Annotated in this window: 20 protein-coding genes, 2 tRNA genes and 1 pseudogene; 17 read left to right on the forward strand and 6 right to left on the reverse strand. The window is 62.2% G+C overall.

Annotated features, from left to right (window positions below; all coding sequences use genetic code 11):
* The first annotated feature begins 265 nt into the window (after positions 1-265).
* The gene (gene leuC, locus O4H31_RS00885) at positions 266-1672 is read left to right on the forward strand and encodes a 3-isopropylmalate dehydratase large subunit (protein ID WP_269341885.1); all 1407 of its coding nucleotides are present in this window, start codon (positions 266-268) and stop codon (positions 1670-1672) included.
* A 38-nt stretch (positions 1673-1710) separates the two neighbouring features.
* On the opposite strand, the gene O4H31_RS00890 is transcribed toward leuC, so the two are convergent.
* The gene (locus O4H31_RS00890) at positions 1711-1926 is read right to left on the reverse strand and encodes a DUF2945 domain-containing protein (RefSeq protein ID WP_269341887.1); all 216 of its coding nucleotides are present in this window, start codon (positions 1924-1926) and stop codon (positions 1711-1713) included.
* 79 nt (positions 1927-2005) lie between these two features.
* Here O4H31_RS00890 and leuD point away from each other — a divergent pair, with 79 nt between their 5' ends.
* From leuD to O4H31_RS00915, 5 genes are all read left to right on the forward strand, one after another.
* Entirely contained in the window at positions 2006-2611 is a 606-nt protein-coding gene (gene leuD, locus O4H31_RS00895) for a 3-isopropylmalate dehydratase small subunit (RefSeq protein WP_120349936.1), read from the forward strand.
* A 275-nt stretch (positions 2612-2886) separates the two neighbouring features.
* Positions 2887-3717, forward strand: a complete 831-nt coding sequence (locus tag O4H31_RS00900) for a hypothetical protein (RefSeq protein ID WP_269341889.1) — start codon at positions 2887-2889, stop codon at positions 3715-3717.
* The gene (locus tag O4H31_RS00905) at positions 3600-4706 is read left to right on the forward strand and encodes an endonuclease/exonuclease/phosphatase family protein (protein ID WP_331283693.1); all 1107 of its coding nucleotides are present in this window, start codon (positions 3600-3602) and stop codon (positions 4704-4706) included. Before O4H31_RS00900 ends, O4H31_RS00905 begins: the two co-directional genes overlap by 118 nt.
* A 68-nt stretch (positions 4707-4774) precedes the next feature.
* Positions 4775-5881, forward strand: a complete 1107-nt coding sequence (gene leuB, locus O4H31_RS00910) for a 3-isopropylmalate dehydrogenase (protein WP_269341892.1) — start codon at positions 4775-4777, stop codon at positions 5879-5881.
* A gap of 188 nt (positions 5882-6069) precedes the next feature.
* Positions 6070-6146, forward strand: a tRNA-Pro gene (locus tag O4H31_RS00915).
* A gap of 52 nt (positions 6147-6198) precedes the next feature.
* Here O4H31_RS00915 and O4H31_RS00920 read toward each other — a convergent pair.
* The gene (locus O4H31_RS00920) at positions 6199-6957 is read right to left on the reverse strand and encodes a glutaredoxin (RefSeq protein WP_269341894.1); all 759 of its coding nucleotides are present in this window, start codon (positions 6955-6957) and stop codon (positions 6199-6201) included.
* 146 nt (positions 6958-7103) lie between these two features.
* Positions 7104-8501 carry a sensor histidine kinase gene (locus tag O4H31_RS00925; RefSeq protein ID WP_269341896.1) on the reverse strand — a complete coding sequence of 466 codons (1398 nt, stop codon included), beginning with the start codon at positions 8499-8501 and terminating at the stop codon, positions 7104-7106.
* Between the two features lie 218 nt (positions 8502-8719).
* Between O4H31_RS00925 and queC the strand changes: the two genes are divergently transcribed.
* The 5 genes from queC (at position 8720) to O4H31_RS00950 (ending at position 11841) form a co-directional block, all read left to right on the forward strand.
* Positions 8720-9421, forward strand: a complete 702-nt coding sequence (gene queC / locus O4H31_RS00930) for a 7-cyano-7-deazaguanine synthase QueC (RefSeq protein ID WP_269341897.1) — start codon at positions 8720-8722, stop codon at positions 9419-9421.
* Entirely contained in the window at positions 9421-9774 is a 354-nt protein-coding gene (queD, locus tag O4H31_RS00935; RefSeq protein ID WP_067939230.1) for a 6-carboxytetrahydropterin synthase QueD, read from the forward strand. Before queC ends, queD begins: the two co-directional genes overlap by 1 nt.
* A complete protein-coding gene (gene queE / locus O4H31_RS00940) occupies positions 9771-10478 on the forward strand; it encodes a 7-carboxy-7-deazaguanine synthase QueE (RefSeq protein ID WP_269341898.1) in 708 nt (235 codons plus the stop codon). Before queD ends, queE begins: the two co-directional genes overlap by 4 nt.
* A 15-nt stretch (positions 10479-10493) precedes the next feature.
* Positions 10494-10958, forward strand: coding sequence for a preQ(1) synthase (gene queF, locus O4H31_RS00945; RefSeq protein ID WP_269341900.1), 465 nt, complete (start codon positions 10494-10496; stop codon positions 10956-10958).
* A gap of 217 nt (positions 10959-11175) precedes the next feature.
* A complete protein-coding gene (locus O4H31_RS00950) occupies positions 11176-11841 on the forward strand; it encodes a L,D-transpeptidase (protein WP_269341901.1) in 666 nt (221 codons plus the stop codon).
* A 48-nt stretch (positions 11842-11889) separates the two neighbouring features.
* Here the strand turns inward: O4H31_RS00950 and O4H31_RS00955 are convergent, their stop codons facing one another.
* Together O4H31_RS00955 and O4H31_RS00960 are read right to left on the reverse strand one after the other, a co-directional pair.
* A complete protein-coding gene (locus O4H31_RS00955) occupies positions 11890-12162 on the reverse strand; it encodes a hypothetical protein (RefSeq protein ID WP_259983911.1) in 273 nt (90 codons plus the stop codon).
* 110 nt (positions 12163-12272) lie between these two features.
* A tRNA-Arg gene (locus O4H31_RS00960) sits at positions 12273-12349 on the reverse strand.
* 146 nt (positions 12350-12495) lie between these two features.
* Here O4H31_RS00960 and O4H31_RS00965 point away from each other — a divergent pair.
* Together O4H31_RS00965 and O4H31_RS00970 are read left to right on the forward strand one after the other, a co-directional pair.
* Positions 12496-13533, forward strand: coding sequence for a LacI family DNA-binding transcriptional regulator (locus O4H31_RS00965; protein WP_269341903.1), 1038 nt, complete (start codon positions 12496-12498; stop codon positions 13531-13533).
* Positions 13530-14744 carry a winged helix-turn-helix domain-containing protein gene (locus tag O4H31_RS00970; protein ID WP_269341904.1) on the forward strand — a complete coding sequence of 405 codons (1215 nt, stop codon included), beginning with the start codon at positions 13530-13532 and terminating at the stop codon, positions 14742-14744. The genes O4H31_RS00965 and O4H31_RS00970 overlap by 4 nt, the downstream gene beginning before the upstream one ends.
* On the opposite strand, the gene O4H31_RS00975 is transcribed toward O4H31_RS00970, so the two are convergent.
* Positions 14741-15436: an aspartate/glutamate racemase family protein gene (locus O4H31_RS00975; RefSeq protein ID WP_269341905.1), complete on the reverse strand. Its 696-nt coding sequence runs from the start codon at positions 15434-15436 to the stop codon at positions 14741-14743. The genes O4H31_RS00970 and O4H31_RS00975 overlap by 4 nt on opposite strands.
* Before the next feature lie 148 nt (positions 15437-15584).
* Here O4H31_RS00975 and O4H31_RS00980 point away from each other — a divergent pair.
* From O4H31_RS00980 to O4H31_RS00995, 4 genes and pseudogenes are all read left to right on the forward strand, one after another.
* A pseudogene (locus tag O4H31_RS00980) lies at positions 15585-16841 on the forward strand (NAD(P)/FAD-dependent oxidoreductase); the annotation flags it as partial.
* A gap of 38 nt (positions 16842-16879) precedes the next feature.
* Positions 16880-17869, forward strand: a complete 990-nt coding sequence (locus tag O4H31_RS00985) for a TRAP transporter substrate-binding protein (RefSeq protein ID WP_269341909.1) — start codon at positions 16880-16882, stop codon at positions 17867-17869.
* A 76-nt stretch (positions 17870-17945) separates the two neighbouring features.
* Complete coding sequence (locus O4H31_RS00990; protein WP_269341910.1) at positions 17946-18470, forward strand: TRAP transporter small permease; 525 nt, start codon at positions 17946-17948, stop codon at positions 18468-18470.
* Between the two features lie 4 nt (positions 18471-18474).
* Positions 18475-19791, forward strand: coding sequence for a TRAP transporter large permease (locus O4H31_RS00995; RefSeq protein ID WP_269341911.1), 1317 nt, complete (start codon positions 18475-18477; stop codon positions 19789-19791).
* The last annotated feature ends 1 nt before the right edge of the window (position 19792 follow it).

Consider the following 19792-nt stretch of genomic DNA (forward strand, 5'->3'; position numbering starts at 1 on the left):
AACTCAGGAAGATCACGGTTGCACAGGCTCCTCGCCAGAGCAAGAACCGCCGCGCGACCTGCTCCGCACACCGCCCCACGATGCCACCTTGCGAGACTCGCTCAGGGTCTATATCCAAGGCCCCATGATACTGGTGTTTGATCTTTGCGACCGTGCGCGTCTGCGCGAACGCTTTTTCGGCGCGACGCATAGCGTTCTGGCCCGACTATAAGCCAGCCCTCTCAGCCACACCCATAGCCATTCCAAACCACGGGAGAGGACCATCATGTCCCCCAAGACGCTTTACGATAAAATCTGGGACGCCCATGTCGTCCACGAAGCCGATGACGGCACCTGCTTGCTTTATATCGACCGGCACCTCGTCCACGAAGTGACCAGCCCGCAGGCCTTTGAGGGGCTGCGCATGTCGGGCCGCACCGTGCGCGCGCCGGACAAGACCATCGCCGTGCCGGATCACAACGTGCCAACCACCGAAGGCCGCGAAGACCCCGAGGCGATGACCGAGGACAGCCGCATTCAGGTTTCCGCGCTCGACAAAAACGCGCGCGAGTTCGGCGTGCATTACTACCCCGTCTCGGATGTGCGCCAAGGCATCGTGCATATCGTCGGCCCCGAGCAGGGCTGGACCCTGCCCGGCATGACCGTCGTCTGCGGCGACAGCCACACCGCGACCCACGGCGCTTTCGGCGCTCTGGCGCATGGCATCGGCACATCGGAGGTTGAGCACGTGCTTGCCACCCAGACGCTGATCCAGCGCAAGGGCAAGAACATGAAGGTCGAGATCACCGGCAAACTGCGCCCCGGCGTGACGGCCAAGGACATCACTCTGTCGGTCATCGGCGCCACTGGCACCGCCGGTGGCACCGGCTACGTCATCGAATATTGCGGTGAAGCGATCCGCGATCTGTCGATGGAAGGCCGCATGACCGTCTGCAACATGGCGATTGAAGGCGGCGCACGCGCGGGCCTCATCGCGCCGGATGAAAAGACGTTCGAATACTGCAAAGGCCGCCCCCACGCCCCGAAAGGCGCTCAATGGGAAGCGGCGATGGATTGGTGGAAGACGCTTTTCTCTGACGAAGACGCCCATTGGGACAAGGTCGTGACGCTAAAAGGCGAAGACATCGCGCCGGTCGTCACTTGGGGCACCTCGCCCGAAGACGTGCTGCCAATCACTTCGGTCGTGCCCGCGCCCGAGGATTTCAAAGGCGGCAAGGTCGATGCGGTGAAACGTGCGCTGGAATACATGGACCTGAAGCCCGGCCAGAAACTGACCGACATCCAGATCGACACGGTCTTTATCGGCTCCTGCACCAATGGCCGCATCGAAGACTTGCGCGCCGCCGCTGCGGTGCTGAAGGGCAAGAAGATCAAGGACGGTTTGCGGGCCATGGTCGTACCCGGCTCAGGCCTCGTGCGTGCGCAGGCCGAAGAAGAAGGGCTGGCAGATATCTTCCGCGAGGCCGGTTTTGAATGGCGTCTGGCGGGCTGCTCCATGTGTTTGGCGATGAACCCCGACCAGCTTGCCCCCGGCGAACGCTGCGCGGCCACGTCAAACCGCAACTTCGAAGGGCGTCAGGGCTATAAAGGCCGCACGCACCTCGTATCGCCCGGCATGGCCGCCGCGGCGGCTCTCACCGGTCACTTGACCGACGTGCGCGAATTGGCGTGACCGACCGGGGCGTGGATACCGGGCGGGTTGCGCAGGGCTCAATTGGCCTTGCGCAGCTCGCTGCCGGACTTCAGCACCTCGGTGCCGTCGTCCTGTTCGATCTTATAGGCCGGTTCGTCATCGCTCGCTTTGCGGGTCACCTCGCTGCCCTGCAGCTTCAGCGTGATCTTCTGCGTGTATTTCTTGACGATCTTGCCGGTCCCGGTGCCATTGCCCCAGTCCCACTCTACTTTCGTGCCGGTTTGGTACGACATGTTATGCCCTCCTGATACCCATTTGCTTAGAACGCGCCGTTCAGCAGCGCGGTTCCCGCACTCTCCGAAGGATACCCCGATGGAAAAATTTACAGAAATCACCGGCACCGCGGCTCCCATGCCGCTGGTGAACATCGACACCGACATGATCATCCCCAAGGTCTTTCTCAAGACGATCAAACGCTCCGGCCTTGGCGTGAACCTGTTCGACGAAATGCGCTATGACCGCGAAGGCAACGAGATCCCCGATTTCGTGCTGAACCAACCGCAATACCGCGACGCCCAGATCCTTGTCGCAGGCGACAACTTCGGCTGCGGCTCTTCGCGCGAACACGCGCCTTGGGCGATCAAGGATTTCGGCATTCGCTGCGTCATTGCGCCCAGCTTTGCTGACATCTTTCACAACAACTGCTTCAAGAACGGCATCCTGCCCATCGTCCTGCCGCAAGAACAGGTCGACGTGCTGATGAAGGACGCCGAAAAAGGCTCAAACGCGCGGATGACCATCGACCTCGAAGGTCAAACCGTCACAACCTCAGACGGTGAGAAATTCCCGTTTGAAGTCGATGCCTTCAAAAAGCACTGCCTGCTCAACGGTCTGGACGACATCGGCCTGACACTCGAGAAGGGCACGGCGATCGACACCTATGAGGATTCGCTCAACCAGAGCCGTCCTTGGGTCTAAGGGCCACTTCTAAACTCAACTTGTGGGCGTAAATCCAGCGCCCACAAGATGTTGCGGCCTGCCATCAACCTGCCACGGAAATGATGCAAGAACGCACCACCCTTTCCCTCAAAATACCTCAGAACCCTGATCTTCTCCACGCGGAGCCTTGAGGCGCGCGCGGAAAGAAGGCAAAAATTGGACAATAATGAGGCGAGCCCCAGCAACCGGGGTCATCAAGTTGGAACGAGCACGCGGCAATGTATCGCGTCCGGCCAGTTTGGAAGGGCAGAGCAGTGATCGGACGAATGACAGGCGCGGCGACGCGTGGCCTATTGGTGGCGCTATTGATAGCCACACCTGCGCTCCTTTTGCCGGGTGCCGATGCGGAATCGAGCCAGATCACCGTGCTTCTCGCCTGTATCGCGTCGATTTTGACCTTCATGGAATACAACTCGCGCCAACCGAGCATCGTCGAATTTCGCGATGCGCCACCCTTCAATCGGCTGCGCTTCATCAGCCTGCTGTTCACCATCGTCATTCTCTCGCTGATCGCACGGGGCCAAGCGGCCCCCACCTTGCTGACAGGCGCGCTGACTTCGCTCGGCGTGATCTTGGGCAACGCGCTTGATTTCCCCTATTCCCCGGTACGGCTGGTGGTGCTGATGATGCCCGCCGATGCCCCCTATGAGGCGGTCAATCTGATCCGCACGGCAGCGGGGCTGGCCTACCTCGTTTCGCTCATCGCACTGGCGACCTTCGTGGTGCTGGTGCGGGTCATGGGCTGGCCCGCCCGCCAAGGCGCCTTTAACGTCTGGGTGAATCTGCCGCTCTTTGACCCAACCGCTGGGGGCGACGTGCTCTACCGCTTGCAACGCGACGCCCGGATCAACATCGCGCTTGGCTTCCTGCTGCCCTTCATCATCCCCGCAGTGGTCAAAGCCACTGCCGATCTGCTAGATCCAATCTCACTGAGCAATCCGCAAACCATGATCTGGACAATAAGCGCATGGGCTTTCCTTCCGGCCAGTATGATCATGCGGGGCATCGCCATGGGGCGCGTGGCCGAGATGATCCACGACAAACGCCGCCGCGCCTACGCCGAAGCGCATATGCAGGCCGCCTGATCCGCCTGCTGCTGGCGTTTTTCCTGCTGGCCAGTTTCGCGCAGGCCGAGCCGTTGCGCATCGCCACCTTCAACACCGAACTTTCACGCAAAGGGCCCGGCATTCTGCTGCGCGATATCCTGCGCGGCGATGACCCAAGCATCGCATCGGTGGTGCAAACCATCACCGCTGCCAATCCCGATATCATCGCCCTCCAAGGCATTGACTACGATCTCGAACGCAGCGCCCTTAATGCCCTCGCCGATGCCCTCACCGCTGCTGGTGCGCCCTACCCACACCGCTTCGCCGCACCCCCCAACGCAGGCCGCCAAAGCGGTGCGGACCTCGACGGCGATGGCAAACGCGGTGGCCCTGGCGACACTCAGGGCTACGGCCGCTTCTTCGGCCAAGGCGCCATGGCGATCCTCTCACGCCATCCCCTCCAGACAGAAGACCTTCAGGACTTCAGCCCCCTCCTCTGGCGCGACCTCCCCGGCACGCTCTACCCGATCTTCGACGGCGCCCCTTTCGCCGGAGCCGAAGCCCATGCCACGCAGCGCCTGTCGTCCAACGGCCACTGGTCCCTGCCTATCCAGACACCCAAGGGCCCCATCACCCTGCTGACCTACCATGCCACCCCGCCTGTCTTCGACGGCCCCGAAGACCGCAACGGCCGCCGCAACCACGACGAAACAGCCTTCTGGTCTCACCACCTTGCCGGAAACATCGGCACACCGCCTACACATCCCTTCATCCTACTGGGCGATGCCAACCTTGACCCTATCCGCGGTGACGGGCGCGGCGAAGCCATTGCCGCCCTGCTGGCCCACCCATCCATACAAGACCCGCTGCCCACCCAACCCACCGTCGACTGGTCGCGAACCGGCCCGATGCGCGTCGACTACATCCTGCCCTCCCGCGACTGGCAGGTGCTCGATGCTGGCCTGATCTGGCCCGAGGGGGAAGGCGCCAGCCGCCATGCGCTGGTCTGGGTCGATCTCACCCGCTAGGCCCCGCTATCTTGACCCTCCGGAACCCGCAGGCTACCCATCAGCAACCGTATTTTCAGGAGTTTCCCATGGCCAACCCATCCTTGCTCATCCTCCCCGGCGACGGCATCGGCCCCGAGGTTATGGCGCAGGTCACGCGCATCATCGATTGGTTCGGCGAAAAGCGCGATCTGGCCTTCGACGTAGAGCATGATCTGGTCGGCGGTGCCGCCTATGACAAACACGGCACGCCCCTGCACGACGACACGATGGCCCGCGCCCTCGAAGTCGACGCGGTGCTTCTGGGCGCCGTGGGCGGCCCGAAATACGACGACCTCGACTTCTCGGTCAAACCCGAACGCGGCCTCCTGCGCCTGCGCAAGGAAATGGACCTCTTCTCCAACCTGCGCCCCGCGCAATGCTTTGACGCGCTGGCCGATTTCTCCTCGCTGAAAAAAGACATCGTCGCGGGCCTCGACATCATGATCGTGCGCGAACTGACCTCCGGCGTCTACTTCGGCGAACCGCGCGGCATCTTCGAGGAAGGCAACGAGCGCGTCGGCATCAACACGCAGCGCTACACCGAAAGCGAAATCGAGCGCGTCGCCCGCTCCGCCTTTGAACTCGCCCGCCGACGCGGCAACAAAGTCTGCTCCATGGAAAAAGCCAATGTCATGGAAAGCGGCATCCTGTGGCGCGAAGTCACCCAGCGGGTCCGCGATGCCGAATACCCCGATGTCGAACTCAGCCATATGTACGCCGACAACGGCGCCATGCAGCTGGTCCGCGCCCCCAAACAATTCGACGTCATCGTCACCGACAACCTCTTCGGCGACATTCTCAGCGACTGCGCCGCCATGCTCACCGGCAGCCTCGGCATGCTGCCCTCCGCCAGCCTCGGCGCGCCCAATGCCGATGGCCGGCCCAAAGCCCTCTACGAGCCCGTCCACGGCTCCGCCCCCGACATCGCGGGCCAAGGCAAAGCCAACCCGATCGCCTGTATCCTCAGCTTCGCCATGGCACTGCGCTACTCCTTCGATCAAGGCGAAGAAGCGGCCCGCCTAGAAAAAGCCGTCGAACAGGCGCTGGCCGACGGTGCCCGCACCCCCGATCTGATGGGCCCCGAAGGCGGCACCCCCATCACGACCGAGGAAATGGGCGACGCGATCCTCAAAGCGCTCGACGCGAGCCTTTAAAGAACCGCGGCGGGGTTCACGCCCCGCCCCTTCCCCCTTCATTCTTTCTTAAATACCCGCGGGGGAGCAGCCAAAGGCTGCGGGGGCAGCGCCCCCAACTGCGCCCGATCTCCCCATCCACACCGCAAAATCCCTACAACTGACCAATTGCCAATTACGCCACGCTGCGCTATGCGCTGCACATCGGTCGGGCTGTAGCGCAGCCTGGTAGCGCACCTGCTTCGGGAGCAGGGGGTCGGAGGTTCGAATCCTCTCAGCCCGACCAGATATCCCCCTGATACCAACCTACGCCCAAACCTCGGCCCGCCCCGATCCGCTTAGCCGTAGACCTTGATCAACATCCAAATCCCCATGCCCAGCATCATGACGTTCTCGGTGAGCGAGACGAACCCAAGCGGCACATTGCTTGAGCCGCCCACACAGGCGCATTTCAACTCGCGTTTGTCGACATAGACCGCCTTGATCACCGACACCGCGCCGATCGCGCCGATGACAATCGCGACGGGGGCCGACAGCCATGTCAGCGCACCGGCTGTCATCAGGATACCGGCCAGCGCCTCGCCAAAGGGGTAGACCTTGCCATAGGGCACCCAACGCTGCGCCAGCAGGTCGTAGTTCAGAAACATCGTCGAAAAGCTCTCGATGTCCTGCAACTTCTGCACGGCGAGTAAACACATCGAGATCGAGATGAACCATTCAAACGCCCGCAGGGTAAAAATGCTGTCAAAGGCGTACCAAGAAAGGCCCAGTGCCATCAGGAAGGCCACGCCGAAAATGGCGATGACGGGCTGATAGCTGGTGTCCGACTGCTCTTCTTTGGGCTTGTCCAGACCGAAATGAACGCGCAGATCGTCGTAGCCGCCTATCCGCTCACCATCGATAAAGGTCTGCGGCGTGGTTTCCACACCCTCTTTTGCCATAAAGGCGTCGGTCTCTTCGCGGGTCGTTAGGTGGTGATCTTCGACGTGATAGCCCTGCCGCTCCAGCAGGTCTTTAGACTTCAACCCATAGGGACAGAGGTGCTGCTCCATCACCATGCGGTAAAGCTTTGCGGTCTTGTCCTGTCCTTCGGCCATCCTAGCCTCCTATTGTTTTTCCAAACGACGTGTCTGGGGTAGGAACAAGTTTCCAGCGCAGGAGAGTTCCGCAAAAGCGTCACTTTGCGCCACCGGGAACGGCCCTTGCGGGCATACATCCCCCGAGGCGTAAGGGCTCGCTACCTTCAGGTCACCTTGCCAAGATGCGCAGCGGGGATCGTCACGGTCCAGGTCAGCGCGTCTTCACTGGTCACCGTATCCGCTGAGCCATCGACCATGGCGGGGGCCAATACGGAAAGCACCTTGCTGCCAAAGCCGGACGCTTTTTTGGCGGAGGGATCAAATGTGATGCCGCTCTCGATCCATTGGAAGCGCAGACCGCCCTGTTCGGTGTGCGACCAATGGCACCGGATATCGCCGCGCCCGCCACTCATCACACCGTATTTGGTGGAATTCGTCGCCAGTTCGTGCAGCGCCATGCCGATCAGCTGCAAAGCCTGCGGCCCCAAAGCGACGGTGGGGCCTGCCACATCCACCCCCTTGCCTTGCAGATGCAAGAAGGGGTCCAATTGCGCCCGGACAAGTTGGGCAAGGTCGACGGAGGACCATCCACCATCGACCAGCAAATCGGTTGAACGGGCCAGCGCCTGAATACGGTCCCCGAAGGATTTGTTGAACTCCGCCAGAGAAGCCGCCGAACTCGCCGTCTGTCGCTGCATCGCCGTCACCAAAGACAGCATGTTCTTGGCGCGGTGGATGACCTCGCGCGAGACAAGATCGCGCACCTCTTCGGCTTTGCGCGTCGCGGTCACATCGTGGTGGATGTTCGAGATCGAAACGATATCCCCCGACAGCGTCCGGATGGGCGTGCAGGCGATTGTGACATGCCGCTCGGTGCCGTCCTTGGCGACCCGCACCGCATCGAACTGGCGCAGCTTACCCGCCATAATCTGATCGCGATATTCAAGCACCCGTGTCGGCCAATCCGGCGGATACAAAAGCTCGACCGACTGGCCCAATGCCTCCTCTTCGGTATAGCCATAAAGCCGCTCGGCGGCGGGGTTCCAACTGATGATACGGCCCTCCATATCATAGGTCAGGATCGCTTCGCCCGTGGTGGCGACGAGGGCGGCAAAGGTTTCAGCACGCACATGGGCACGCTCGATATCATCATGGGCCATGCGGCGCGTGGTGACATTGCGGTGCTGCAACAGCAGGCAGGGCGCGCCTTGGATTGTCATGCGGTTGGCGTTCAGTTGAAACCAGCGCCGCACGCCCGGCCCATCACAGGGGTATTCCCCCTCAAAGGCGGCACCGGTTCTCAATGCCTGTCGCAGCCCGTCCAAAACGGTTTCCGCCTGCACCACGGAATCCATCACCGCCGCTTTGCAGATGTCAAAGTAATTGGCCCCGACATAATGCGACCCGGCGTCCCCGCCGTTCTCTTCGCAAAAGATCTTCCACGCCATATTTACCGCGACAATCTCGCCGGTGGCGTCAAGGATGACCACTTCGTCGGTCATCGCCTCGATCAATTCATAATGGCTGGCGTCAAGCGTGACGCTTTGGCTGCTTTTCAACATATCCTCACCTTAGCGCGGATTCGGACTTGGCTAAAGTTAACTTAGGTTTAATCGTTAAGGCCAAATCCCTTATTTTAATGGGCTCTGACCGCGCCCCTCCTGCCCCTATGCCTGCGACCCGGCGCCGCTGCCCGGAAGGCTTGCAATCTGTGAAAATTCTGAAATAAGCCCCGCCATCCGGTCGCAGCCTACCCGGACATCAAAACAAGGGCCCCAGAATGAAAACACTTGTCATCTGCTCAGGCGGACTCGATTCCGTGTCACTTGCGCATATCACCGCCGCTGAGCATCACCTCACCCGGCTTGTCTCTTTTGACTATGGTCAACGCCACCGCAAGGAGGTCGACTTCGCCGAAGCCGCCGCCAAGCGGCTGGGCGTGCCGTTCCACCTGATCGACATGCGCGGGATTGGTGCTGCGCTGTCAGGCTCCGCACTGACCGATGATATCGACGTGCCCGATGGGCATTACGCCGAAGACACGATGAAGATCACCGTTGTGCCAAACCGCAATGCGATCATGCTGTCGATCGGCTTTGGCATCGCGGCAGCGCAGGGCGATGAGGCCGTGGCCACTGCCGTGCATGGTGGCGACCACTTTATCTATCCCGACTGTCGCCCCGGCTTTACCCGCGCCTTCGACGCAATGCAGCAAGCTGCCCTCGACGGCTATGCCGATGTGCGCCTGCACACGCCTTTCGTCGAGCAAAGCAAGGCCGAGATCGTCCGCCAAGGTGCGCGCCATGCCACGCCTTTCGCCGAGACCTGGTCTTGCTACAAAGGCGGCGCGGTCCATTGCGGGCGCTGCGGCACCTGTGTTGAGCGGCACGAAGCCTTTCATTTGGCCGAGGTCACCGACCCGACCGTCTATGCCGACCCGGATTATTGGACCACGGCCCTCGCCACACGAGGGGAAGGCTGATGTTCCGTATTCGCAAGGAATTCCACTTCTCCGCCAGCCACCAGTTGACCCACCTGCCCGACGACCACCAATGCGCGCGGCTGCATGGGCACAACTATATCGTCGTGGTCGAACTGGCCGCCGAGACGCTCAATGCTGACGGTTTCGTGCGCGATTATCACGACCTGAAGCCGCTCAAGACCTATATCGACGATCACTTTGACCACCGGCATCTGAACGATGTTCTCGACGGCCCCTCCACGGCCGAGAATATGGCAAAGCACTTCCACGATTGGTGCGCGGCGCGTTGGCCGGAAACCTGCGCGGTGCTGGTCAGCGAGACCCCCAAGACATGGGCGGAATACCGGCCATGAGCCTGCGCATAGCCGAGATTTTCGGCCCCACCATTCAGGGCGAAGGCGCGCTGATCGGGGAGCCGACGGTATTCGTTCGCGCGGGCGGTTGTGACTATCGGTGCAGCTGGTGCGACAGCTTGCACGCCGTCGACAGCCAGCACCGCCATAGCTGGACCCCCATGTCGACCGAGCATATCTGGCGCCGGATCCGCAAACTCTCGAAGGATCAACCGCTGACCGTCTCCCTTTCCGGTGGCAACCCGGCAATTCAGGATTTCGGCCCGCTGATCCGGATGGGGCAGGCCGCGGGCTACCGTTTCGCCTGCGAGACCCAGGGCTCCATCGCGCGCCCGTGGTTTGCCGATCTTGATACGCTGGTGCTTTCTCCCAAACCGCCCTCAAGCGGTGAGACTGTCGATTGGGATGCCTTCGACGCTTGCCGGGCCTTCGGCGCTCAGGCGCGCCAACAGGTGATGAAGATCGTGATCTTCGATGAGATTGACTACCACTGGGCCCGCGAAGTGCATGCACATCACCCCGATATCCCGCTTTACCTCCAGCCCGGCAATCCCGAGGTCGACCCCGCCACGCCCGTTGACCCGCAGGCGCTGGCTGACCGTCTGGGTTGGCTGACCGACCTTGCCATGACCGATCACTGGTTCGCCCCCCGTATCCTGCCGCAGCTTCACGTCCTGATCTGGGGCAACAAACGCGGCGTCTGACCGATGGAGACACCTATGTCTGAAGACATCTACAGCAATCTCAAGCAACTCGGCGGTGAGACCCGCATTCCCGCCAGCCCCGATGAGGCCGAGTTGGAGCGGGTGCCGAACCCGCAGGCCGATGTGGCCTATAACGTCCGTTTCACCGCGCCCGAGTTCACCTCGCTCTGTCCAATGACCGGCCAGCCGGACTTTGCGCATCTGGTGATCGACTATGTGCCCGGCCCGTGGCTGGTGGAATCCAAATCGCTCAAACTTTTCCTGACCTCGTTCCGCAATCACGGCGCTTTCCATGAGGATTGCACGGTCTCCATCGCGCGCCGCTTGGCCGATTTCCTTGATCCGCAATGGCTGCGGATCGGCGGCTACTGGTATCCACGCGGCGGCATTCCCATTGATGTGTTCTGGCAGACCGGCCCCCTGCCCGAGGGCGTCTGGATCCCCGATCAGGGCGTGCCGCCCTACCGGGGCCGTGGCTGAGCGGGCGTCCCCGCCCTTTACCCCACCCTCACCCCCAGTGCCTTCGGAGCGCGCGGCCCCCTGCGCGCCCCTGTTTTCGTGAAAACCGTGTGTTTTAGATCACATTCTCTTTAGCAACCGCCTTCTTCCTTGAACCTCCAGCGAGGAAAGGCCGTTAGTCTTTCATACACGCATACGACCCTGCCCTGCGCAGAGAGGTCAACCACGGAGCGACCACATGCTGACAAGACGTCATTTCATCCAAACCACCACAGCGCTTTTTTCCGGCGCAATCGCCACTCCTTTGATGGCACGCACCCGCCCCAGCGAAGCGGAAAAAGCCGCTTGGGACGCGCGGATCACCCCGACAGGGTTTGACCCGGCGACCAGCAACCCTTGGGGCGTCCACCCGCGTTTCCTGCCGCAGCGGGTTGTGGCGAACGACAATCTGCGCGTCGGTGACGTTCACGTCGATGCCGTTGCACGCTATGTCTACCATATCGAAGAAGACGGCACCGCGATGCGCTACGGCGTGGCGATTGCGCGCGGCAATCTTTATGAGCCCGGCACCTACACGATCAAACGCAAAGCCGAATGGCCGCATTGGACGCCTACGCAAAACATGATCAAGCGCGATCCCGAGCTTTACGCGGGCCTCGAAGACGGCGTGCCCCCCGGCCCTGAGAACCCCCTCGGCTCGCGGGCGCTTTATTTATTCGAAGGCAACCGCGACACCTATCTGCGCATCCACGGCACACCCGAGCCGCGCAGCATCGGTGGCCGGGCCAGCTCTGGCTGTGTGCGGATGATCATGGCGCATATTAACCAACTCTACCCGAATGTGCGGACTGGCTCGACGGCCTATCTCTATTCGGCAGAAGAAAGCGTCGTCGCGCGCAGCTAAGCCGCGACGTAAGACGGGGACCGCCAATCAGCGGTCCCCGTTTTGATTTTAGGCTTGGCGTTTGGTGCAGATCGGATTGCCGCCCACCGCGCGCAGCGGCACCAGCGTCGTCTCAACCGGACCGCTATGTTGATACCAATAGCAGCCATCCTCGGGCAGCAAACGCGCTGTGGACAAGTCTTGGTTCGGCGCAGCAAGGCTCACCACCGACTCGGGCAGATTGCCAACCCGCGCTGACGCGCCCTGCGGCCCTGTCGCGGGTACCGCACAGCCAGCCACGGCCAGCAAAGCCGCTCCGACCACAAAAGTTCCTGTTTTCATCAAAGCCTCTGCCATTCCTGATTATATCGCGGGCAATCTGACAGACCGGGTGAGGATTTCAAGCAGCAAGGGGGCTTTTGAGGCGATTGGTTCGGCTGGCAAAATGAGAATGGTGACCCCGGCAGGATTCGAACCTGCAACCTGCCCCTTAGGAGGGGGCTGCTCTATCCAGTTGAGCCACGGGGCCGACCGGGGCGGTTTAGCGCAAACGAGGGGCGATGTCATCGGCAGAATGGCAACCGATCTGCGCGGTGACGCGGCAAGTCGGCGGCAGTGCTTGATCGTGCGACGCGCTTCGCGCAAACTAGGTGAAAGGCAAACAGGAACACCAAATTGACCACACCCCCCAAACGCCCGTTGACCCTGCGCGATGTGTCCGATGCTTGTGGCGTTTCCGAGATGACGGTCAGCCGTGTCCTGCGCAAACGCGGCGACGTATCGGAAGCCACCCGAAACCGTGTGCTGGCCGCCGCCAAGGCGCTTGGCTATGTGCCCAACCAGATCGCCGGATCGCTGGCCAGCCAGCGCGTGAACCTTGTGGCGGTGGTGATCCCGTCGCTGGGCAATATGGTGTTTCCCGAAGTCCTGAACGGCATCAATCAGGTGCTCGAAGACACGCCGCTGCAGCCGGTCGTGGGGGTGACGGACTACCTCCCCGAAAAGGAAGAGCGGGTGCTCTATGAGATGCTCTCGTGGCGGCCCTCGGGGGTGATCATCGCGGGGCTGGAACATTCTGACGCCACCCGCGCCATGCTCCGCAACGCGGGCATTCCTGTGGTTGAGATCATGGACACCGACGGCAAACCCGTCGATGCGATGGTGGGTATCTCACACCGTCGCGCGGGGCGCGAGATGGCGCAGGCGATCCTGCGCGAAGGCTATGAGCGGATCGGTTTCATGGGCACGAAAATGCCGCTGGATCACCGCGCCCGAAAACGGTTCGAAGGTTTCACCGAAGGGCTCGCCAAGGCAGGGGTGGAGATCGAAGACCGTGCCTTTTACTCTGGCGGCTCCGCGCTGGCTAAGGGGCGCGAAATGACGCAAGAGATGCTGGAACGCTCACCCGACCTCGATTTTCTCTATTACTCCAACGACATGATCGGCGCGGGCGGCTTGCTCCACCTGATCGACCGAGGCATCGATATTCCCGGCCAGATCGGCCTTGCCGGGTTTAACAACGTCGAACTTCTGCAAGGTTTGCCACGTCAATTGGCGACAATGGATGCCTGCCGGAACGAGATCGGCCAAGCGGCCGCGCGGATCATCCTCAATCAGACTGTTCCCGAACCCGACCCCGATATGCAGACCCAGATCACCCTAACCCCAACACTGTCGCTGGGCGACACCCTACGCCGCCGCCGTCAGGGGTGAGCCGCCCCAGGCTCGCCAATGCCGCCGCGCGGCGGTTATTTTTGGCGCGTCACGGGCTGTCCGACCCGCCTCAGGGCCCGGCCAAGGGCGCGGCACTGCTCAAGCTGATCCATGACTTGGGGTTTGTGCAGCTGGACAGCATCAATACCGTGGCGCGGGCGCATGATCTGATCCTCTTTGCACGGCGCCCTCGGTATCGCCCCGCCGCCCTGAAACGGCTCTATGAAAAAGACCGCGCGCTGTTTGAGCATTGGACCCATGACGCCGCTGTCATCCCGATGGAATTCTACCCCCAGTGGCACCTGCGCCGGACCCGCGATGCGGCAAAGCTTTTGGGCCGCTGGAAAGATTGGCAGCGGCACGACTTTGAAACACAGATGCAAAGCGTGCTGGCGCAGGTCCGAGCCGAGGGCAGCGTCACCTCATCGGATGTCGGTCGGGACGAGCCGCGCAGCAGCGGCGGCTGGTGGCAATGGCATCCGTCAAAAACCGCGCTGGAATATCTGTGGCGCAGCGGCGCGCTGGCTGTGACCGGGCGCGAGGGGTTTCGCAAGCGCTATGATCTGACCGAGCGAGTGGTGCCCGCCGCGCTGCGTGACCCGGCGAATGCCCCCGACATAGAGCAGACGGTCGGCTGGTGCTGCGATCAGGCGCTGGCGCGCTTAGGTTTCGCCACGGCGGGGGAGCTCGCGGCCTTCTGGGCGCACACCTCTCCCGCCGAAGCGCGCGGCTGGTGCGCGGCCGAACAGGCCGCCGGGCGGTTGGAGGAGATCGATATCGAGGCCGCCGATGGCAGCCTGCGCCCTGCCTTTGTCCGCCCCGGTTGGACCGAAGACCCCGCCCTCACCCGCGACCCGCCCAAACGTCTGCGCGTGCTCAGCCCCTTCGACCCGGCCCTGCGCGACCGCAAACGCGCGGCACGGCTTTTCGGGTTTGACTACCGGATCGAGGTCTTCGTGCCCGAGGCGCAGCGTAGATACGGCTACTATGTTTTCCCCTTGCTGCAGGGCGACAGGCTGGTGGGCCGCGTTGATATGAAAGCCCATCGCGACGCGGATGAGCTGCGCATCACTGCGCTGTGGCCCGAACGTGGCATCCGCTGGGGCAAGGGACGGCAAGAAGCGTTTGAGGCGGAAGTGCACCGGCTCCTGCCCCTCGCCGGGGTGAGCCAAGTCTGTTTTGCCGACGACTGGCTGCGCGATCCGGTCTAGGCGAAACGGGGCGGCAGCAACCCTGCGTGAAACCAGTTGAGATAACTATGGACCGAATGCACGGGCCGCCCGGTCGCCGCCGCGATGTCGGGGGCATATGGCACCATATTCGTGCATTCCAACAGGATCGCCCCGACATCCGAGTTGGCCCCCACCAAGCGCTGTGCCGCCTGCACCATCTCGGCCCGCGCCTGCGCCACGTCCAGGTCGGGCAAATTGCCAAGGATCGCCCGGGCGAAACTGCTGCCTTCCAACCCCATCACCGGGCTGCCTTCGGGCACGCCCGCTGCGCGCAGATGGGCGGGCGAAAGGGTGCTGGCCGAGATCGTTAAAATCCCCACCCTGCGCCCGGGCGGCAGGCAGGCCGCGATCTGCTCGGCCTGCTCTAACGCCGAGGCGGCAACGGGCACGTCCAACGCCTCGGCCAGACGGGGCCGGATCAGCGCCAAGAACCCGCAGGTGGTGGCGACGCCAGTGCAGCCTTCCGCGACCAAGTCCCGCCCCACCGCGATGAATGCCTGCACAAAGGGTTCGATATCATCGCAAACGATGGCTTCGGGCGTGGCCCCCGGCACCACGGCATAGCGCACCGGAAAGGGCCAACTGCCCGCATTGCCGACATCGCCCAGAATGCGGGGGAACCGCGTGTCGAGCATCAGTATCCCCAGCCGCGCGTCTGTCTCGTTTGCCATATGCCCTCCGTTTGGGCGCAGGGTGCCTTTGCGGGCAGCGCGAGACAAGTGAAACTCTAACGATGACATTTTATCAGCATTTTGTTGACGTGGTGATTTTTTATGCAAAGATGCCCCAAAGGAACCCAGCCATGACTCAACGCGAAATCGAAAGCCGCCACCCATGAGCCAGCATGTCGTCGTTATCGGCGCCGGGATTGTCGGCGTCTCTGCCGCCATCTGGCTGCTCCGCGCCGGGGCGGAGGTGACGCTGTTAGACCGGTCTGAGCCGGGGCGCGGCACCTCGCATGGCAACGGCGGCGTGCTGGCGGCGGCGGGCGTCGCGCCGGTGACCGGGCCGGGCCTGCTGCGCAAATCACCGGGAATGCTGCGCGACCCCGAGTTTCCACTGTTCCTGCGTTGGCCCTATCTCCCACGTCTGCTGCCATGGCTACGCCGCTACATGAGCCACGCCAACGATGCCGACACCCGCCGCATCTCTGCCGGGCTGGTGCCCATCGTGAGCGACAGCGTGGCGCAACACAAAGCCCTCTGCGCCGATCTGGGGCTGGCCGATTGGGTGCGCGACAGCGACTATTGCTTTGCCTATACCAGCCGCGCGGCATTCGAGGCCGAAGCCTACACTTGGGCGCTGCGCCGCGATGCGGGCTTCGTGCCAGAGATCATCGAAGGTGGCGCGGTTCAGGAATTCGACCCGGCCTATAGCCCGCAGATCACCTGCATCGCACGGCTGGCCGACCATGGTTTCATCGCCGACCCCGGCGGCTATGTTCGGGCTTTGGCAAAGGCGTTTGAGGGGATGGGCGGCACTATTAAACGGGCCGAGGTTGAGGACATCACGGTCCTTGATGAAGAGGTCACTTCGGTCCTGACCGATCAAGGCCCCCTGCCCTGCGACGACGTGCTGCTGGCCACCGGGGTCTGGTCGAAACCACTGATGCGCAAACTGGGGATCAATGTGCCGCTGGAATCCGAACGCGGCTATCATATCGTATTTAAGGATACTGAGGGCGGCCCGTCACGCCCCACCATGATGGCGGCAGGCAAATTCGTCGCCACGCCGATGGCCGAGGGGCTGCGCTGCGCCGGGATCGTCGAGTTCGGCGGGCTGGATGCGGGCGCCTCCAAAGCACCACTGGCACTGCTGCGCCGTCAGGCCAAGGCCGCCTTTCCCAACCTCACCGCCGAGGAAGAGATCGAATGGCTGGGGCACCGACCCGCCCCCAGCGACTCGCTGCCCCTGATCGGGCAGATCGGGACGAGCCGGGTCTATACTGCCTTCGGGCATCACCACATCGGGTTGACGGGCGGGCCGAAAACGGGCCGACTGATCGCCGGATTGATCACGGGGCAGCCGCCAAACACGGATCTGACCCCGTATCACCCCCAGCGCTTTGACAGATAACGCCAAGCGCGCACGCAAATAAACAAGGGAGAAACCAAATGACACTGACAGCAAGACTGATGGCCGGCGCGGCCACAACGGCCCTGACACTGGGCACCGCCATGCCCGCCTTCGCGGCCGAGAAATGGGATATGCCGATGGCCTATTCGGCCTCGAACTTCCATTCCGAGAACGGCGTGCAGTTCGCCGAATGCGTGACCGAAGCCACCGGCGGCGAGATCGAGATCACCGTGCATCCGGGCGGCGCGCTTTTCGCAGGGGCCGACATCAAACGGGCAATCCAGACCGGTCAGGTTCAGATCGGCGAGCGTCTGCTCTCTGGCCACCAAAACGAAAACGCGGTCTTCGGCTTTGACTCCATCCCCTTCCTTGCGCCCTCTTTCGAGGCGAGCGCAAAGCTCTGGGAAGCCGCCAAGCCCAAGGTCGAAGCCGTGCTAGAAGAGCAAAACCTCGTCCTGCTTTATAACGTGCCGTGGCCGCCCCAAGGGCTCTACTTCAAGAAGGAAGTCGGCTCGGTCGAGGACATGAAGGGCGTGAAATTCCGCTCCTACAACAACACCACCGCGCGTTTGGCCGAACTGACCGGCATGTCGCCCGTCACTATTGAGGCCGCCGAAGTCAGCCAAGCCTTCGCCACCGGTGTCGCGGAATCGATGATTTCTTCGGGTGCCACTGGCTATGATCAGAAGGTCTGGGAAAGCCTGACGCATTTCTACGAAGTCGACGCTTGGCTGCCGCGCAACTACGTGATGGTGAACGCCGATGTCTGGGCCGAAGTCACAGACGCCAACAAGGAGGCGATCACCACCTGCGCCACCGAAGCCGAAGAACGTGGCCTGCAAGCCTCCAAGGACTACACCCAGTTCACCTACGATGGGCTGCGCGAAGGCGGCATGAACGTGGAGCCTGCCAGCGAAGAGCTGATGTCTGGCCTGCGCGAAGTGGGTGAGACCATGACGCAAGAATGGCTCGAAGCCGCGGGCGAAGACGGTCAGGCGATCGTCGACGACTACAAGGCGATGCAATAATCACGAAACCTGCGGCGGCCCGTTATTCGGGCCGCCGTTCTCATGCCGGGGCATGACTTGACGGAGGGAGAGCCGGATGAAGGCGCTGCGCAGACTATTGGACGGGCTTTATATCGGGGCGGGGGCGCTGGCGGCGCTCTGTCTGGTGGCCATTCTCACCTTGATCGTGGCCCAGATGGTCGCCCGCTGGACCGGCAATGTTTTTCCGGGTGCGGCCAGCTATGCAGGCTATGCCATGGCCGGGGCCAGTTTCCTCGCCTTTGCCAATGCGCTGAACCGCGGCTCGCATATCCGCGTGTCGATCCTGCTTAACGCGCTAAGCGCGGGCGGGAAGCGGCTGCTTGATATCTGTTGCTTCGCCGTAGCGGCGGCGGTCGCGTGGTACTTCACCTATTACGCCTATTGGTTCGTCTATTGGTCTTGGAAGTTCAACGAGGTCAGCCAAGACCAAGACGCCACCGCGCTGTGGATACCGCAATCTGTCATGGTCATCGGCGGCGGCATTCTGGCCATCGCGCTGACGGACAACCTTCTGCACCTCATCTTCAAGGGCGACCATCGCGTCACCCGTGACCTAGTCGATCAAAGCTTCGGGGAATGACGCCATGACCGAGATTTACGCCATTACCCTGTTTCTGATCGTCCTGTTCTTCCTCCTCGGCACCGGTGTCTGGGTCGGGCTCGCCCTGATGGGCGTGGCTTGGGTCGGGATGGAGCTTTTCACCACCCGCCCCGTCGGCGACGCCATGATCACCACGATCTGGGCCAGCTCTTCTAGCTGGACGCTGACCGCCCTGCCGCTTTTCGTCTGGATGGGCGAAATCCTCTACCGCACGCGATTGTCGCAAGACATGTTCCGCGGGTTGTCGCCGTGGCTCGCGAAACTGCCGGGCGGGCTGGTGCATACCAATATCGTGGGCTGTACCGTGTTTGCCGCCGTTTCCGGCTCTTCCGCTGCAACGCTGACCACCGTGGGCAAGATGTCGATCCCGGAGCTTCGGGCGCGCAACTATCCTGAGAAGATGATCATCGGCACGCTGGCCGGGGCCGCCACGTTGGGCTTGATGATCCCGCCTTCGCTGGCGCTGATCGTTTATGGCGTGACGGTGAATGAAAGCATCACCAAGCTCTTCTTTGCCGGCGTCATGCCCGGCCTGCTGCTGGCGCTGATGTTCATGGGCTATGTCGCGATCACCAGTAAGCTGTCAAAAGACTGGAACCCCGATATCGAGACCGACATGAGCTTTGCCGACAAGCTGCGCAACTCGCGCTTCCTGCTGCCGGTCTTCGCGCTGATATCGGTTGTGATTGGGTCGATGTACCTCGGCTTTGCCACGGCGACCGAAGCCGCCGCGATCGGCGTCATCGGTTCGCTGACGCTGGCGCTGTTCCAGGGCTCGCTGAACTGGCACAGCTTCCGCGAGAGCCTGATGGGCGCGATGCGCACCTCCGCCATGATCGCGCTGATCCTTGCCGGTGCGGCCTTCCTGAAACTGTCGATGGGGTTCACCGGCCTGCCCCGCGCCTTGGCCGATGGGATCGCGGCGATGGAACTGTCGCGCTTCGAGCTGCTGATGGCGCTTTTGGTCTTCTACATCGTGCTGGGCATGTTCCTCGATGGTATCTCCTCGGTCGTGCTGACCATGGCGGTAGTGGAACCGATGGTGCGCGGCGCAGGCATCGACCTGATCTGGTTCGGTATCTTCGTAGTCGTGGTCGTCGAAATGGCGCAGATCACCCCGCCGATTGGCTTCAACCTCTTTGTGCTGCAAGGCATGACCAATCACGAGATGGGCTATATCACCAAGGCCGCCCTGCCGATGTTTGCGATCATGGTCTTCATGGTTTTCGTGCTGATCTGGTTCCCCGAAGTGGCCACATGGTTGCCCGAAAACCTGCGCAGCGGCCCGGCCAGCGGGTGAT

The sequence above is a fragment of the Sulfitobacter dubius genome (assembly GCF_027214245.1).
In the GTDB taxonomy this organism is placed as follows: Bacteria; Pseudomonadota; Alphaproteobacteria; order Rhodobacterales; family Rhodobacteraceae; genus Sulfitobacter; species Sulfitobacter dubius_A.

Excerpts from the sequence above, each read along its gene's own strand:
- leuC (WP_269341885.1), top strand. The coding sequence starts at position 266 with ATGTCCCCCAAGACGCTTTACGATAAAATCTGGGACGCCCATGTCGTC.
- O4H31_RS00890 (WP_269341887.1), bottom strand. The coding sequence starts at position 1,926 with ATGTCGTACCAAACCGGCACGAAAGTAGAGTGGGACTGGGGCAATGGC.
- leuD (WP_120349936.1), top strand. The coding sequence starts at position 2,006 with ATGGAAAAATTTACAGAAATCACCGGCACCGCGGCTCCCATGCCGCTG.
- O4H31_RS00905 (WP_331283693.1), top strand. The coding sequence starts at position 3,600 with ATGGGCTTTCCTTCCGGCCAGTATGATCATGCGGGGCATCGCCATGGG.
- leuB (WP_269341892.1), top strand. The coding sequence starts at position 4,775 with ATGGCCAACCCATCCTTGCTCATCCTCCCCGGCGACGGCATCGGCCCC.
- O4H31_RS00920 (WP_269341894.1), bottom strand. The coding sequence starts at position 6,957 with ATGGCCGAAGGACAGGACAAGACCGCAAAGCTTTACCGCATGGTGATG.
- O4H31_RS00925 (WP_269341896.1), bottom strand. The coding sequence starts at position 8,501 with ATGTTGAAAAGCAGCCAAAGCGTCACGCTTGACGCCAGCCATTATGAA.
- queC (WP_269341897.1), top strand. The coding sequence starts at position 8,720 with ATGAAAACACTTGTCATCTGCTCAGGCGGACTCGATTCCGTGTCACTT.
- queD (WP_067939230.1), top strand. The coding sequence starts at position 9,421 with ATGTTCCGTATTCGCAAGGAATTCCACTTCTCCGCCAGCCACCAGTTG.
- queE (WP_269341898.1), top strand. The coding sequence starts at position 9,771 with ATGAGCCTGCGCATAGCCGAGATTTTCGGCCCCACCATTCAGGGCGAA.
- queF (WP_269341900.1), top strand. The coding sequence starts at position 10,494 with ATGTCTGAAGACATCTACAGCAATCTCAAGCAACTCGGCGGTGAGACC.
- O4H31_RS00950 (WP_269341901.1), top strand. The coding sequence starts at position 11,176 with ATGCTGACAAGACGTCATTTCATCCAAACCACCACAGCGCTTTTTTCC.
- O4H31_RS00955 (WP_259983911.1), bottom strand. The coding sequence starts at position 12,162 with ATGAAAACAGGAACTTTTGTGGTCGGAGCGGCTTTGCTGGCCGTGGCT.
- O4H31_RS00975 (WP_269341905.1), bottom strand. The coding sequence starts at position 15,436 with ATGGCAAACGAGACAGACGCGCGGCTGGGGATACTGATGCTCGACACG.
- O4H31_RS00985 (WP_269341909.1), top strand. The coding sequence starts at position 16,880 with ATGACACTGACAGCAAGACTGATGGCCGGCGCGGCCACAACGGCCCTG.
- O4H31_RS00990 (WP_269341910.1), top strand. The coding sequence starts at position 17,946 with ATGAAGGCGCTGCGCAGACTATTGGACGGGCTTTATATCGGGGCGGGG.
- O4H31_RS00995 (WP_269341911.1), top strand. The coding sequence starts at position 18,475 with ATGACCGAGATTTACGCCATTACCCTGTTTCTGATCGTCCTGTTCTTC.